Below are 13209 nucleotides of genomic sequence, written 5' to 3'. Positions count from 1 at the left end.
ATGTGTGACCGATCCGGACGGTAGTCCATCGGCGACTCGGGGGTGAAGAGCGTTTCGGCACCACAGTGAGCAGCGTCTCAACCGCGGCTGACGAGGCGTGCCGACCGCGGTCGCAGGCGATGCCTAGGCAACCTGGCGCAGGAGACACAGGGACCGTCCGCTGAGGGTGAGGGTGTCCCCTGCGGCTACGCGCCCAGCCGGGTCGCCGTCGTCGTCTGCTCCCGTGCTACGTGTGGTGTCCAGCTGAACCTCCCAGGCGAGGCCGTAGACAGCGCCGGGCAGGGTGAAGATTCGCGCTTCGGCGCTCGGATTGACCAATAGCAGGAAGGACTCGTCCCTGATGCGGCGGCCGTGACGGTCCGGTTCGGGGATGCCGCCGCCGTTGAGGAAGACGGTCAGGGCGCCGGCGTGTCCGGAAGTCCACTCGGCGTCGGTCATGGGCTGCCCGTCCGGGGTCAGCCAGGCGATGTCCTCCAAATCGGTGCCGCGCACCGGTCGGCCCTGAAAGAACCGGCGCCGGCGGAAGACCGGGTGCTCGCGGCGCAGCCGGGTCAGCCGGGCGACGAAGGCGGTCAGATCGGCGAACTGTTCCGCCCGGGCCCAGTCGACCCAGGAGAGCTCGTTGTCCTGGCAGTAGGCGTTGTTGTTCCCGCCCTGGGTGCGCCCGAACTCGTCGCCGGCCAGCAGCATCGGCACGCCCTGCGACAGCAGCAGGGTGGCCAACAGGTTGCGCACCTGCCGCCGCCGCAGTGCCTGTATCCCAGGGTCGTCAGTGGGACCCTCCGCGCCGCAGTTCCAGGACCGGTTGTCGTCGGTGCCGTCGCGGTTGTCCTCACCGTTGGCCTCGTTGTGCTTGTGGTCGTAAGACGCCAGGTCATGCAGCGTGAACCCGTCGTGGGCGGTGACGAAGTTGATCGAGGCGAAGGGCCGTCGACCGCTGGACTCGTACAGGTCGCTGGAGCCGGTGAGGCGGGAGGCGAACTCCCCGACGGTGCCGGGGGTGCCGCGCCAGAAGTCGCGCACGGCGTCGCGGTAGCGGCCGTTCCACTCGGTCCACAGCGGCGGGAAGTTGCCGATCTGGTAGCCGCCGGCGCCGACGTCCCAGGGCTCGGCGATGAGTTTGAGCTGAGAGACGATCGGGTCCTGCTGGACCAGGTCAAAGAAGGCGGCGAGCCGGTCGACGTCGTGGAACTCGCGGGCCAGGGCGGCGGCCAGGTCGAACCGGAACCCGTCGACGTGCATCTCGGTGGCCCAGTAACGCAGCGAGTCCATGATCAGCTGCAGGGAGTGCGGGTGCCGGACGTTGAGGGTGTTGCCGGTGCCGGTGTAGTCGGCGTAGTAGGCCGGGTCGTCGGCGAGGCGGTAGTAGGCGCGGTTGTCGATGCCGCGGAAGGACAGGGTGGGGCCGAGGTGGTTGCCCTCGGCGGTGTGGTTGTAGACCACGTCGAGGATGACCTCGATGCCGGCCTCGTGCAGGGTGCGCACCATCGCCTTAAACTCCTGCACCTGCTGGCCGCGGGAGCCGCGGGCAGCGTAGCGGTGGTAGGGCGCGAGAAAGCCGACGGTGTTGTAGCCCCAGTAGTTGGACAGGCCCTGCTGGAGCAGGTGGTGATCGTCGACGAACTGGTGCACCGGCATGAGTTCGACGGCGGTGACGCCGATGCGTTGCATGTGCTCGACGATCGCCGGGTGCGCCAGCCCGGCATAGGTGCCGCGTAGCTGCGGCGGCAGGTCGGGATGGCCGATGGTCAGCCCGCGCACGTGCGCCTCGTAGATCACCGACTCGCTGTACGGGATGCGCAGCGGATGATCGTGGCCCCAGTCGAAGTAGGGGTTGACCACGACGCAGCGGGTTTGATGAGGGGCGGAGTCGTCGTCGTTGCGGACGTCGGGGGCGCCGAAGCGGTAGCCGAACAGCGACTCGTTCCAGTCCAGCGGACCCTCGATAGCCTTGGCGTAGGGGTCGAGCAGGAGCTTGGCGGGATTGCACCGCAGACCGGCGGACGGCTGGTAGGGGCCGTGCACCCGGTAGGCGTAGCGCTGCCCCGGCCCCACGGCCGGCAAGAAGCAGTGCCAGATGAACCCGTCCACCTCGGTGAGCTCGATCCGGCTCTCGGTGCCGGCGTCGTCGAACAGGCACAGCTGGACCCGCTCGGCCACCTCGGAGAACAGGGCGAAGTTGGTGCCGGTCCCGTCGTAGGTGGCGCCCAGGGGGTAGGCAGTGCCCGGCCAGATCTCCACGGCCTCATCCTCGGGCACGCAGGAGCCGCTGGCCGAGGACCCGGCGGGAACGCGCGGCGCAACGCGTCGCCGGGGAGTCTCGCCCGCCGGCCGCGCGCACTGACGCGGACGGCGGCCGAGCGGGCGAGACCGCACCGAGGTCGGTCGGCGGTGTGCGCCGACCGGTTACGCGGCGATCGGCTCCGCAGTGGGCGCGTTGTCACCTTCGGCCGCGGGTGCGTTCTCGTCCCGGGGCTGGTCGGTGCCGCTGTGCGGCAGAGCCGGGGCGCCTCGGCGGCCCAGCGCCATGGTGAGCAGCGCGGTGGCGACCCCGGTCCCCAGCGCGGCCAGGGCCCAGCGTGTGCCGCTGCGTTCGGTGCCCAGCAGGTGGTCCAGGGAGAACTTGCCGGGCCCGGCTTCGGTCAGCGCGGCCAGCGCGGCGATCAGCACCGCGTTGTACTCCCAGCCGCCGTTGGCCGCCCAGGGGCCGTGCGGCAGGTGAACCTTCTTGATCGCGGTGGTCATCACCCCGGTGAGCGCCGCTGACGCCACCGGTGTGCCCAGCCCCGCGGCCAGCAGGCTTCCGCCGACGGTCTCGGTCACCCCGGCCAGCACCGCGTGCACCTTGGCGGGGCGCATGTCGCTGGACTCCATCATCGCCTCGGTGCCGGTTCGCCCGGGGCCGCCGAACCAACCAAAAAGCTTCTGGGTGCCGTGCCCGATGAACAGTCCGCCGATGAGGGCGCGCGCACCCAACCGAGCCACGCTCATGTCATTCCTCCTTTCAGAAATGGGTGGCGAGCCGGTCCTACCCGCATCTGGTTGAGCTCTCACGCAAGCCTGGCGGTTGTCTGACACATGTGAGTGGCCATGTTCCGTTGGCGGCGGGGCGCCCACCGCCCCCGAGCATCGACCGGCGGGGCGCGCCCGTCCGCGACCGAACCGCGCGAACGGCGCCTGCTATTGCTCGCGGCCCGCCCAGCTTCCGGACCTCAGCGCTCCCCCACCCGGTCGGCGGAGCCAGGCCGGCTGCTGGTGGTGTCTCCCCGCCGCACACGGGTGCCGCACCGGCGCAGTGAGAAGCGGGTCGGCCGCGCGGCGGCGGGTCGCCAGGCGGTTGGTGTCTGTGCTACCGCCCAGAGGGCCGAGTGACTGGACTGCTTGGAATGGATTGGGTGAGGAGGTGAAGGCCCGATTAGCCTCGCCCCGGTGCTGGGGCTTCCCGAATCGATCCGCGGCTGCCTGTTCGACATGGACGGCGTCCTGACCCGCACCGCAACGGTGCACCAAGCCGCGTGGAAGCGAACGTTCGATGACTTCCTCGCCGCCGCACACCCCGCCCAACGACCCTTCGACCAGCGCGACTACGCCCGCTACGTCGACGGCAAGCCCCGCACCGACGGAGTCCGTGACTTCCTGGCCAGTCGAGGCATCCGCCTGCCCGAAGGCAGCCCGGACGACCCACCGGACGCACAGACGGTGCACGGCCTCAGCCGGCGGAAGAACGAGGTGTTCCTGCGCGAGCTTGCCGTCCGCGGTGTGGAGGTCTATCCCGGGTCGGCGCGCTACCTGCGGGCAGTCAAGGCCGCCGGCCTGGTCACCGGTGTGGTGACCGCCTCGACCAATGCCGTCGAGGTGCTGGCGGCCAGCGGGCTGGCGGAGATGATCGACGTGCGCGTCGACGGCATCGTCGCCGCCGGGCGGGGGCTGCGCGGCAAGCCGGCGCCGGACACCTTCCTGGCCGCTGCGGAGGCGGCGGGAGTGCCGCCGGTAGAGGCGGCGGTGTTCGAGGATGCGCTGGCGGGCGTGGCCGCCGGCCGGGCCGGCGGGTTCAGCTATGTCGTCGGGGTGGATCGCGTGGGGCAGGCATCAGATCTGCGGGCCTACGGGGCGGACGTGGTGGTTCCCGACCTGGAGGTGCTGTTGAAGTGCTGACCGCGTTCCGGTCGCGGCGCCGCGGGCGACGGGGCGGCCCCGATGCGAACCAGCGCAGGGACGCGGAGCGGCCGACCCGTGTGTCGGGGCCGACCGCTCCGCGGATGCGTGCGTCAGCGGGACTGGTTCTCCGCCTGCCACATCCAGTAGTGCTTCTCCAGGGCCGCGGTGATCTCGATCAGCAGGTCCTGGGTCACCTGGTCGTCCGCGGTCTTGTCGATGCGGTCGCGCATCCGGGCGACCATCTGGTCGAAGACGTCGACGAAGAACCGGATCGCGTCCTCGGCCTGAATCCACTCCACCGGGGGCTGCGGCACCTGGCTGTGCGCCCGCAGGGCGTCGACGCGCCCGTCGGGCAGCACGCCGATCGCGGCGGCGCGCTCGGCGGCGACGTCGGTGTACTGCCGGGCGGTGTCCACGACGTCGTCCAGCTGTAGGTGGATGCTGCGGAAGTTGCGCCCCACGATCGTCCAGTGCACCTGCTTGGCGATCAGGCTCAGATCGATCAGGTCGACCAGGGTGCCCTGCAGCGCCTCACCGGCGATCTTCTGCACGTGCTCGGGCAGCGGGCTCTTGATCAGGGCCATACGCGAATCCCTCCTTGGCGTCGCTCGGTCGAGACGACGCGGTCGTTGACGATGATGGGGTACATGGATCGGGTGCGGTGGTCACCGGCCGGCGGACTCAGGCGAGGTCGGGCTTGCCGAACAGCGGCGCGTAGCCGGCCGGGAGCTGGGTCAGGATCTGGTTGAGTTCTCCGCCGCTGATCGCCTCGGCGAGTGTGGTGAGCACGGCGCTGGCGTCCCACCGTGCGGTCTCCTCGGTAGCGGACAGCTGGCCGGCCACCCGGCGCAGGAACTCCTCGACGCCGAAGGCCTCCTGCGGCGCGGCGGTGAGGACCGCGTCCTGCAGTTCTGCGGGCAGCTGGGCGGCCAGGTCCTTGCGTTCGCCGTCCACCAGCCGCTGGCTGAGCAGGCCGAGCACGAGGCGGGTCGTGCGGTCGGCCTCGGCCTGGTCGGCGTACTCGCCGTGTTCGCGGACCTTGGCGAGGAACTCGTCGTATCGCATGACACTCCTTTCGTGCCGCTGGGTGGTTCGGTGCCTTTGGGTGGTCGCCGGGTGATGGCCAGCGGTGGCTGGGTCGGCGGTCGGGTCAGATCAGCCCGTGCCGGGCCAGGGACCACTGCAGCTCGCGCGGGGTCGGCTGCTCCAGCCACTCGCCTGCGACGTTGACCACCGGGTTGCGCAGGTCACCGCCGGCCATCCACCGCAGCCGCCGGTGCATCTCCGGGTGCAGGTCGAGGTCGACGTAGCGGTAGGGCACCCCGGCGCGGTCGAGCATCCGGCGGGTCATCTGCGTGATGCCGCACCACCGGTTGCCGTACACGGTGACCGGTGCGGTCGCGACGGCCGGGCGGACACCGGTCATGACGGGCGTGGGCATGTGCCACCTCCCTTCCTCTGGGTCGTTGTGATAAGGACGCGCACTCACGCCGCCGACCGCTGGCCGGTCAGCTGGTCGAGGGCGGCGAACAGGTCGTAGATGTCGGGCAGGTGCTCCACCCGCGGGGAGACGTCGGCGTAGCGGATCACCCCGTCGGTGTCGATGACGTAGAGCGCACGGTCGCTGAAGCCGTCGGAGTTCCGCCACACGCCGTAGCGGCGGGCGACGTCACCCTTGGGGTGGAAGTCCGACAGCAGCGGGAAGGTGATCCCGCGGACCGCGGCCCAGGCGCCGTGGCTGTAGATGGAGTCGACCGATACGCCGATCACCGCCGCGCCGCGGGCTTCGAACTCGGCCAGCTCCTGCTGGTAGAGCTCCAGCTGGCGACTGCATCCGGGGCTCCAGTCCAGCGGGTAGAAGACCAGCACGACCGGGCGTCCGCGGAAGTCGGACAGGCTCACTGGCTGGCCGTTGATGTCGGGCAGGGTGAACTCGGGTGCAGCGGTGCCGACGGGCAGGCCGGTCGACTCGGCCGCTCCGCTCATCGGCGGCGCGGTCAGATACAGGTCGGCCACGTCCTGCAGCGTGGTGCCGGCGACTCCCGTCGGGTCCTTCGCCGGCGGTGGGGTCTGCCGGGCCACTTCCTGCACGATGGCGTGCAGGACCGAGAGGGCCTCGGTGGTGGGCGAGTCGTCGAGCTGGTCCCCCAGCTCGGCGAAACGCTCCTCCAGCTGCTGGAGCCGACGGGGCGCCACAGGCATCGGAGGAGTTGACGTCATGGCATCACACCTCTTCGTCAGTGAACGGCAGGAACGCCCGGCGTCCCGGGTCGGCGCCGTCGTGGGCGTCGACCCGGAACGAAGACCGGGCGGCCGGGTGGGCGACCACCCGTGGGACGGCGGGATGCGCGGTGCGACCGCATCCCGGTCAGCTGCTGATCTGGATCCGCCGGGGCTTGGCCTGCTCGGGCTTGGGCACGCGCACGGTCAGCACGCCGTCGTCGAGGTGCGCGGTGACCTTGTCCGGGTCGACGTCGGCGGGCAGGGTGACCGAGTACTGGAACTGCCCCACCCGGCGGGTGCGTCGGCGCAGGATGCCGGTGCGCTCCTTCTCCTTGATCTCCCCGGAGACGGTCAGCTGCCGGTCGGTGAGCTGGATGTCGATGTCGTCGCGCTTGACGCCGGGCAGGTCGATCTCGACGACGTAGGCGTCGTCGGTCTCCTCCACGTCAGCCAGCGGGGCCCAGCCGTGCAGGTCGCCGTTGAGGCCCGTCTCCCACAGGGAGTTGACGCGCTGGGTGAGCTCGTCCAGCTCGCGGAAGGGGTCCCAGCCGGCGACTGCGCGCGGCCGCGAACGGACAGGCAGTGTCATCTGAGTCAGCCTCCTTTCGAACCGGAAGGATGTGGACTGCGACTGGAGAATGTCCAGTCGACGCCCACCTAAACCTACAGCGGCCGCTGGAGATTCCCGGTCGGTCGAGGCGCCGCTGCATAAGCGGCGATGGCCGCAGCGGTGATCCGCTCCATCGTCTCCCCTGCCTGCCCCAAGACGGCTCCCCCCGCCGTCGGGTTCGGCCGGTTCGCCGGCCGGTGCACGGAAGCCACCGTGGGGTGTGGCCCCGGCGGCGACAAGGTCGTCCGTCTTTGCCGAGGCCGCCGCAGATCAGCGGTTGCGGCGGCGGGCGCGCAGAACGGCTTGGGCCAAGGCTGCCATGAGCGCGCCGAGGACCGCCGCGATCAGCAGGGCGAGGACGAGCGGGGCGTCGACGTTGCCGAAGACCAGGCTGATGTCGACGGTCTGCGTGTTGAACACGACGAACAGCACGAGGACGACGGTGACGAACAGCAGCAGCGCGAGGGCCGTGGTGCGCCCGACGGCCTTGGCCGTCGAGCGGGAGGTCGGACCCGGCTCGCCCGTGGCGGGCCGGGTCGGTGCGTCGGACGTCCCGGCGAGGCCGCCGTGGCTAGTGCCGAGTGGCGGCGGGACCGGGGCCCGGGGGGCGGGTCCGCGTGAGAGCCGGGGGTCGTCACGTAGTCCGGTCTGCCCCTCCAGAGGCAGGTCAAATGGCTGCGAGCGCGGCCCGGGGGCGTGGGGCTGCGTGCCGGCCGGTGGCCGGGCCGAACCGGCGATCCAGTCGGCGGGCCCGTCGGTCGCACCGAGCGACTAACGGCCCTCGCCGCGGGCCTTCCCGGCGCCCAGCGGCCGTGCCTGGCGTGCGGATCCGGCGTCGTCGCCGTCCGCATCGTCATGCACACCGGGTGCCCGGCGCGCCAGGCCTAGAGGCGGCGAGGCGGTTCGGAAGTCGACCGGCGCGGCCGCCTCGCCTGCCCCCTCCCTCTGAGGGCGAAGCGGCTGTCGGATCAGCCCGCGGCCCGGGCGGACGCCCGGTCTGACCTGCCCGCCGCAGCGGGCGTCGACACGGCCGTCGGTGACTCCCGATGCCTGCGGACACCGGCCGCAGCCGAGACGAACTCGCGCCGCGGGTCCTGCACCTGGCCCAAGGCGACGACTTCCCGACGGAAGAGCGAGGCCAACAGCCAGTCGGCGACGATCCGGACCTTGCGGTTGAAGGTGGGCATGCGGCTGACGTGGTAGGCGCGGTGCATGAACCAAGCCCGCCATCCCGTGAGCTTGATCCCGTAGACCTGGGCCACGCCCTTGTGCAGGCCCAGGCTGGCCACCGACCCGACATAGCGATGCCGGTACGGGACGGGCTGGCCGCCGCGCAGCACCGCAACGATGTTGTCGGCCAGCCGCTTGGCCTGCCGGACGGCGTGCTGGGCGTTGGGGGCGGTCATCGCGCCCGGCTGGGTGAGATCCGGGACGGCGGCGAGATCCCCGGCCGCCCACGCGTCGGGAACGTCGGCCACCTGCAGCGTCGCCTCGCACCGCACTCGGCCGCGGTCGTCGACCGGCAGGTCGGTGTGCGCGAGCACCGGGTGGGGCTTCGTGCCGGCCGTCCAGACCAGCGTCTCGCTGGGGAACTGGTCGCCGTCGGAGAGCCGGACGATCCCGTCGCAAACGGATTCCAGCCGGGTGTTCAGCCGCACCTCGATGCCCCGGGCCTGCAGTTGGCGGACCGTCCAGGCAGCTAGATCGGCATCGACCTCGGGCAGGATCCGGCCGGCGGCCTCGACCAGCACCCAGCGCATGTCGGCCGGGGACAGCCGCGGGTGGTCGTGCTCGATGGCGTAGCGAGCCATGTCCTCCAGCTCGGCCAACGCCTCGATGCCGGCATAGCCGCCGCCGACGAAGGTGAAGGTCAAAGCCTGCTGCCGCACGGCGGGGTCGTCGGTGGAGCTGGCGGCGTCGAGCCGGGCCAGCACGTGGTTGCGCAGATAGATGGCCTCGCCGATGGTCTTGAAGCCGATGCCGTGGTCGGCCAGCCCGGGGATGGGCAGGGTGCGGGCCACCGAGCCTGCGGCCATCACGAGGATGTCGTAGGACAGCTCGAAGGGGTCACCCTCGACCGGGGCGATCTGGGCCCGGCGCTGGGCGTGGCTGAGCTCGGTCACCGCGCCGGTGATAACCCGGCAGCGGGGCAGCACTCGGCGCAGCGGGACGACAACATGCCGGGGCTCGACCGAACCGGCCGCCGCCTCGGGCAGGAAGGGTTGATACGTCATGTGCGGTTGCGGGTCGACCACCACGATGTCGGCCTGCTTGCGGGCGAGCCGCTGCTGCAGGCGGAGCGCGGTGTAGAGGCCGACGTAGCCACCGCCGACGATGAGAATCACGGGTTGCTGAGCCATGGCGATCTGCTAACCGCGGTGGAGGAGAACGCAACACCCTGGCGATGTCGTGGACGTGTCTGTCTGCTCACGGTCGCGTCGTGGGCCGGCCCGTCCGGGTGCGCCGGCGGTAACGGTGCCCGGACGGGCCACCCGAGCGGCCCGGGCGCCGGTGAGGAAGCGCGAGGCCGGGGCATCTCGCGTCGTCGCGCTACCGGGCACCGACCACCTCCGGCTGGCCGGTACCGGGGGTGGGCGCACCCGAGGGCTGCTGGCCTGGTGAGGTCGGCGGCACCATCTCTTCCGGCGCCTGCCGGGGCAGCCCGGCGGCCTCATAGGCCTGGTCGGCGTCGAGGGTCTCGGCGGCCAGCAGCGCCCGGGCGAGGCGGTCAAGCCGGTCCCGGTGCTCGGTCAGGGTGGCGCGGGCCTGGGCGTAGCACTCGTCGAGGATGCGTCGCACCTCGGCGTCGACCAGTTCGCGGGTGGCCGGCGCCGGCCCGCTGCCGTCAAGGGCCAGGGGCTGCTCGGTGCGAGGATCAGGCAGCACCGAGACCGGTCCGACGGCGTCGGACATGCCCCATCGGCCGACCATCTGCCGGGCGATCTTGGTGGCCTGTTCCAGATCGTTCTCCGCCCCGGTGGTGATGTCGCCGTAGATCAGGTCCTCGGCCGCGCGACCGCCGAGCGCGCCGACGATCCGGCCCTGCAGGTAGCGGCGGCTGTAGCCGTACCGGTCGGTCTCGGGGCTCTGCAGAGTGACGCCGAGCGCCATGCCCCGCGGGATGATCGAAATCTTGCGGACCGGGTCCGCGCCCCGGGTCAGCATGCCCAGCAGCGCATGCCCGGACTCGTGGTAGGCGGTGCGTTCCCGTTCCTCCGGGCTGAGCAGGATCTTGCGCTCCGCGCCGAGGACGATCTTCTCCAGGGCGTCGGTGAAGTCGGCCATCTGCACCCGCTCGTGGTCGCGCCGGGCGGCGAGCAACGCGGCCTCGTTGACCAGGTTGCGCAGGTCGGCGCCGACCATGCCGGGAGTGGCGGAGGCGAGCACGGCCAGGTCGACGTCGTCGGCCAGCGGCACACCGCGGACGTGCACGGCCAGGATCTGCTGGCGGCCGGTGGTGTCGGGCGGATTGACCGTCACCCGGCGGTCGAACCGGCCGGCCCGCAGCAGCGCCGGATCGAGGATCTCCGGGCGGTTGGTCGCCGCCATGACCACGACGCCTTCGCTGCCGTCGAACCCGTCCATCTCGGTCAGGATCTGGTTGAGCGTCTGCTCGCGTTCGTCGTGCCCGCCCACGGCGGCCCCGCTGCCGCGGGCCCGGCCGATCGCGTCGAGCTCGTCGATGAAGATGATCGCCGGGGCATCCTTCTTGGCCTGCTCGAACAGGTCGCGCACCCGGCTGGCGCCGACGCCGACGATCATCTCGATGAACTCGGCGGCGGAGACGGAGAAGAACGGCACCCCGGCCTCGCCGGCGACGGCGCGGGCGAGCAGCGTCTTGCCAGTGCCCGGAGGCCCGCACAGCAGCACGCCCTTGGGCACGCGGGCGCCGAGGCGGCGGTAGCGGTCGGGGTTGCGCAGGAAGTCGACGATCTCCCGGACCTCCTCCTCTACGTCGTCGATGCCCGCGACGTCGTCGAAGGTGGTGCGCGGTCCGGCTTCCGGGCTGTAGCGGCGGGCCTTGGACTTGCCCAGTCCCAGCCCGGCGCCAAGGCCGGCACCGGCGGCCGAGCGGCGAGCCAGCCACACCAGCAGCGCCACGAGCAGGATGGTGGGGCCGAAGCCGAACAGCAGCTGCTGCCAGACCGGGACCCGGTCCGGCGGTTCGGCGTTGACCGTCACGTTCTCCCGCAGCAGCAGCCTCATCAGCCCGTCGTCGGCGAACGACGGCCGCTCGGTGGTGAACAGCGTCGAGCTGCGCGGCTGGCCGCCCAGCTGCGGCACGACGCCCTCGCCGGAGGCTGTGTCCTGGTCGTCGGGCGGATAGGTCACCGCCTCGTCGAAGCGTCCTTCGATGGTGTCGCCGACCGTGGTGACCTCGGCGACGTTGCCTGCCTCCACCTGTTCGCGGAAGACGGTGTAGGGCACGTCGAGCCGTGGTGGCGGCGCCAGCAGCAGACCGGACAGCAGCCAGTTCGCCAGCAGCAGTCCGGCCAGCACGAGCCAGAACCGGCTGCCGCCGGGGCGGCGCCAGCTGTCGGCCCACCGGTCGGACTCGGTGTCCGGGCGGGCGCCCTCCACCCGCCACGGCGGACGCCATCGCCGGCTCCTGCCGGCGTCCTGCTCACGCTGCTCGCGCCGGGTGATCCCGGGGCCACGGTCGACGACCTCTTCCTGCCGGCCGGTCACTGCTGCGCCTCCTCCCGACACTCCCCGACCACTGGACGGCTGCCGCCAGCCGAGCTGCCTCCCGCCGGACCTGCCGGTCCGCCGGCGTCGATGTGGAGCAGATTCCCGGCCGCAGGGCTCGACTAACACCACATCCGCGACGCCGCAACCGGCCGTCGCCTCAGGCATCTGCACGGGGCCGCGCAGCGCGCTCCGCCTCCCGCGAGCGCTCGTGCAGCGAACCGGCGTGCGCGCGCGCCTCCGGATCCCGACGCACCTTGAGCACGCTGGCGATGGTGGCCACGAGCAGGATGACCACGATGATGGCGAGCGAGAGCCAGGTGGGGACCTCGGGCACGCGGTTGTCCACGGTGTGCCCCCAGTGCAGGATCAGCTTGGCGCCGATGAAGGCCAGGATCACCGCGAGCCCGGTGGACAGGTAGACGAGCCGGTCCAGCAGTCCCTTGACCAGGAAGTACAGCGCCCGCAGGCCCAGGAGCGCGAAGGCATTGGCGGCGAAGACGAGGTAGGGCTCCTGCGTCACGCCGAAGACCGCGGGAATCGAGTCCAGGGCGAACAGCAGGTCTGTGCCACCGATGGCGAGCAGGACCAGTAGCAGAGGCGTGGCCACCCGTCGCCCGTCGAGCCGGACGAGCAGCTTGCCGTCGACGTACTCATCGGTCAGGGGCAGCGTGCGGCGGGCGAGCCGGACGATGCCGTTGTCCTGGACCTCCGGGTCCTCGTTGCGGTGCCGGAACAGTTGCACGGCCGTCCACAGCAGCAGCACCCCGAACAGCAAGAACATGAACGAGAACAGATTCAGCAACGCGGCGCCGATGGCGATGAAGAGGGCGCGCATGATGAGGGCTGCCACGATCCCGAAGGTCAGCACCTTGTGTTGATGCTGCTCGGGAACGGCGAACGCGGTCATGATCACCGCGAAGACGAACAGGTTGTCGACCGACAGGCTCTTCTCCAGGATGTAGCCGGCGAAGTACTGCGCCCCGTACTCCCCGCCCGCCCACGCCGTGAGGACCAACCCGAACACGACCGCCACGGCGATGTAGAAGACAGACCAGGCCACCGCCTCGCGGAATCGGACCGCGTGCGGCCGCGCCGCGGCCAACGCCAGGTCCAGCGCCAGCAGGCCCACGATCACTCCGATGGTGAGGACCCAGACGCTTCCACTGATCTGCAGCATCCCGACCTCCCAGCGACTCGCTCGGCAACCCACGAGCCCGGACAGCACCCATCGACCGCCCGCACGGGATCGTCGGTGAGCCCGCCCCGACGAATCTCATGATCGGGCGAGTCGATGTCATCGCAACCGGTGCTCGCCGATACAACACGACGCCGGGCGGGCAGGTGCCACAGCGCCGACACAGTCATGGCGCCACCCACTGGGCCAACGCTAAGCCGACCGACGTAGCCCCAGGGCTCGACCATCAGTCGCGTGAAGGGCCGACCGACGGTAGCGCAGGCTCACGACCACGGGCGTCCACGCCCCGATCCGAGGAGGGATTGCGTCGCCCTACCGACGACGGGTCGTC

At 71.2% G+C, this 13209-nt stretch carries 12 protein-coding genes; 1 reads left to right on the top strand and 11 read right to left on the bottom strand.

What is annotated here, in order from left to right:
- Positions 1-123 precede the first annotated feature (123 nt).
- Both glgX and E9565_RS00405 read right to left on the bottom strand, forming a co-directional pair.
- Positions 124-2241 (bottom strand): glycogen debranching protein GlgX, encoded by a 2118-nt coding sequence (gene glgX / locus E9565_RS00410; protein WP_236833779.1) that lies wholly within the window; start codon positions 2239-2241, stop codon positions 124-126.
- 165 nt (positions 2242-2406) lie between these two features.
- Positions 2407-2991, bottom strand: a complete 585-nt coding sequence (locus E9565_RS00405) for a DoxX family protein (protein WP_236833778.1) — start codon at positions 2989-2991, stop codon at positions 2407-2409.
- A gap of 438 nt (positions 2992-3429) precedes the next feature.
- Between E9565_RS00405 and E9565_RS00400 the strand changes: the two genes are divergently transcribed.
- Complete coding sequence (locus E9565_RS00400; RefSeq protein ID WP_236833776.1) at positions 3430-4155, top strand: beta-phosphoglucomutase family hydrolase; 726 nt, start codon at positions 3430-3432, stop codon at positions 4153-4155.
- A gap of 113 nt (positions 4156-4268) precedes the next feature.
- On the opposite strand, the gene E9565_RS00395 is transcribed toward E9565_RS00400, so the two are convergent.
- The 9 genes from E9565_RS00395 to E9565_RS00355 all read right to left on the bottom strand — a co-directional run bounded on the left by E9565_RS00395 (position 4269) and on the right by E9565_RS00355 (position 12860).
- Positions 4269-4742, bottom strand: a complete 474-nt coding sequence (locus E9565_RS00395; protein ID WP_236833774.1) for a Dps family protein — start codon at positions 4740-4742, stop codon at positions 4269-4271.
- Positions 4743-4839: 97 nt separating this feature from the next.
- Positions 4840-5223, bottom strand: coding sequence for a DUF2267 domain-containing protein (locus tag E9565_RS00390; protein WP_236833772.1), 384 nt, complete (start codon positions 5221-5223; stop codon positions 4840-4842).
- 85 nt (positions 5224-5308) lie between these two features.
- The gene (locus tag E9565_RS00385; RefSeq protein WP_236833771.1) at positions 5309-5599 is read right to left on the bottom strand and encodes a glutaredoxin family protein; all 291 of its coding nucleotides are present in this window, start codon (positions 5597-5599) and stop codon (positions 5309-5311) included.
- 44 nt (positions 5600-5643) lie between these two features.
- Positions 5644-6360, bottom strand: coding sequence for a peroxiredoxin (locus E9565_RS00380; protein ID WP_236833770.1), 717 nt, complete (start codon positions 6358-6360; stop codon positions 5644-5646).
- Positions 6361-6526: 166 nt separating this feature from the next.
- Entirely contained in the window at positions 6527-6970 is a 444-nt protein-coding gene (locus E9565_RS00375) for an Hsp20/alpha crystallin family protein (protein WP_236833769.1), read from the bottom strand.
- 291 nt (positions 6971-7261) lie between these two features.
- Entirely contained in the window at positions 7262-7423 is a 162-nt protein-coding gene (locus tag E9565_RS00370; RefSeq protein ID WP_236833768.1) for a lipopolysaccharide assembly protein LapA domain-containing protein, read from the bottom strand.
- 536 nt (positions 7424-7959) lie between these two features.
- A complete protein-coding gene (locus E9565_RS00365) occupies positions 7960-9351 on the bottom strand; it encodes an NAD(P)/FAD-dependent oxidoreductase (RefSeq protein ID WP_236833767.1) in 1392 nt (463 codons plus the stop codon).
- Between the two features lie 190 nt (positions 9352-9541).
- Complete coding sequence (gene ftsH / locus E9565_RS00360) at positions 9542-11680, bottom strand: ATP-dependent zinc metalloprotease FtsH (protein ID WP_236833766.1); 2139 nt, start codon at positions 11678-11680, stop codon at positions 9542-9544.
- Between the two features lie 160 nt (positions 11681-11840).
- Positions 11841-12860: a TerC family protein gene (locus E9565_RS00355; protein ID WP_236833765.1), complete on the bottom strand. Its 1020-nt coding sequence runs from the start codon at positions 12858-12860 to the stop codon at positions 11841-11843.
- Between the last annotated feature and the right edge of the window lie 349 nt (positions 12861-13209).

Source organism: Blastococcus sp. KM273129, from assembly GCF_021698995.1.
Lineage (GTDB): Bacteria > Actinomycetota > Actinomycetes > Mycobacteriales > Geodermatophilaceae > Blastococcus.
This window is presented reverse-complemented; position numbering and strand designations above follow the sequence as displayed.

Coding starts and splice junctions, on each gene's coding strand:
- E9565_RS00405 (WP_236833778.1), bottom strand. CDS start 2,991: ATGAGCGTGGCTCGGTTGGGTGCGCGCGCCCTCATCGGCGGACTGTTC.
- E9565_RS00395 (WP_236833774.1), bottom strand. CDS start 4,742: ATGGCCCTGATCAAGAGCCCGCTGCCCGAGCACGTGCAGAAGATCGCC.
- E9565_RS00390 (WP_236833772.1), bottom strand. CDS start 5,223: ATGCGATACGACGAGTTCCTCGCCAAGGTCCGCGAACACGGCGAGTAC.
- E9565_RS00385 (WP_236833771.1), bottom strand. CDS start 5,599: ATGCCCACGCCCGTCATGACCGGTGTCCGCCCGGCCGTCGCGACCGCA.
- E9565_RS00380 (WP_236833770.1), bottom strand. CDS start 6,360: ATGCCTGTGGCGCCCCGTCGGCTCCAGCAGCTGGAGGAGCGTTTCGCC.
- E9565_RS00375 (WP_236833769.1), bottom strand. CDS start 6,970: ATGACACTGCCTGTCCGTTCGCGGCCGCGCGCAGTCGCCGGCTGGGAC.
- E9565_RS00365 (WP_236833767.1), bottom strand. CDS start 9,351: ATGGCTCAGCAACCCGTGATTCTCATCGTCGGCGGTGGCTACGTCGGC.
- E9565_RS00355 (WP_236833765.1), bottom strand. CDS start 12,860: ATGCTGCAGATCAGTGGAAGCGTCTGGGTCCTCACCATCGGAGTGATC.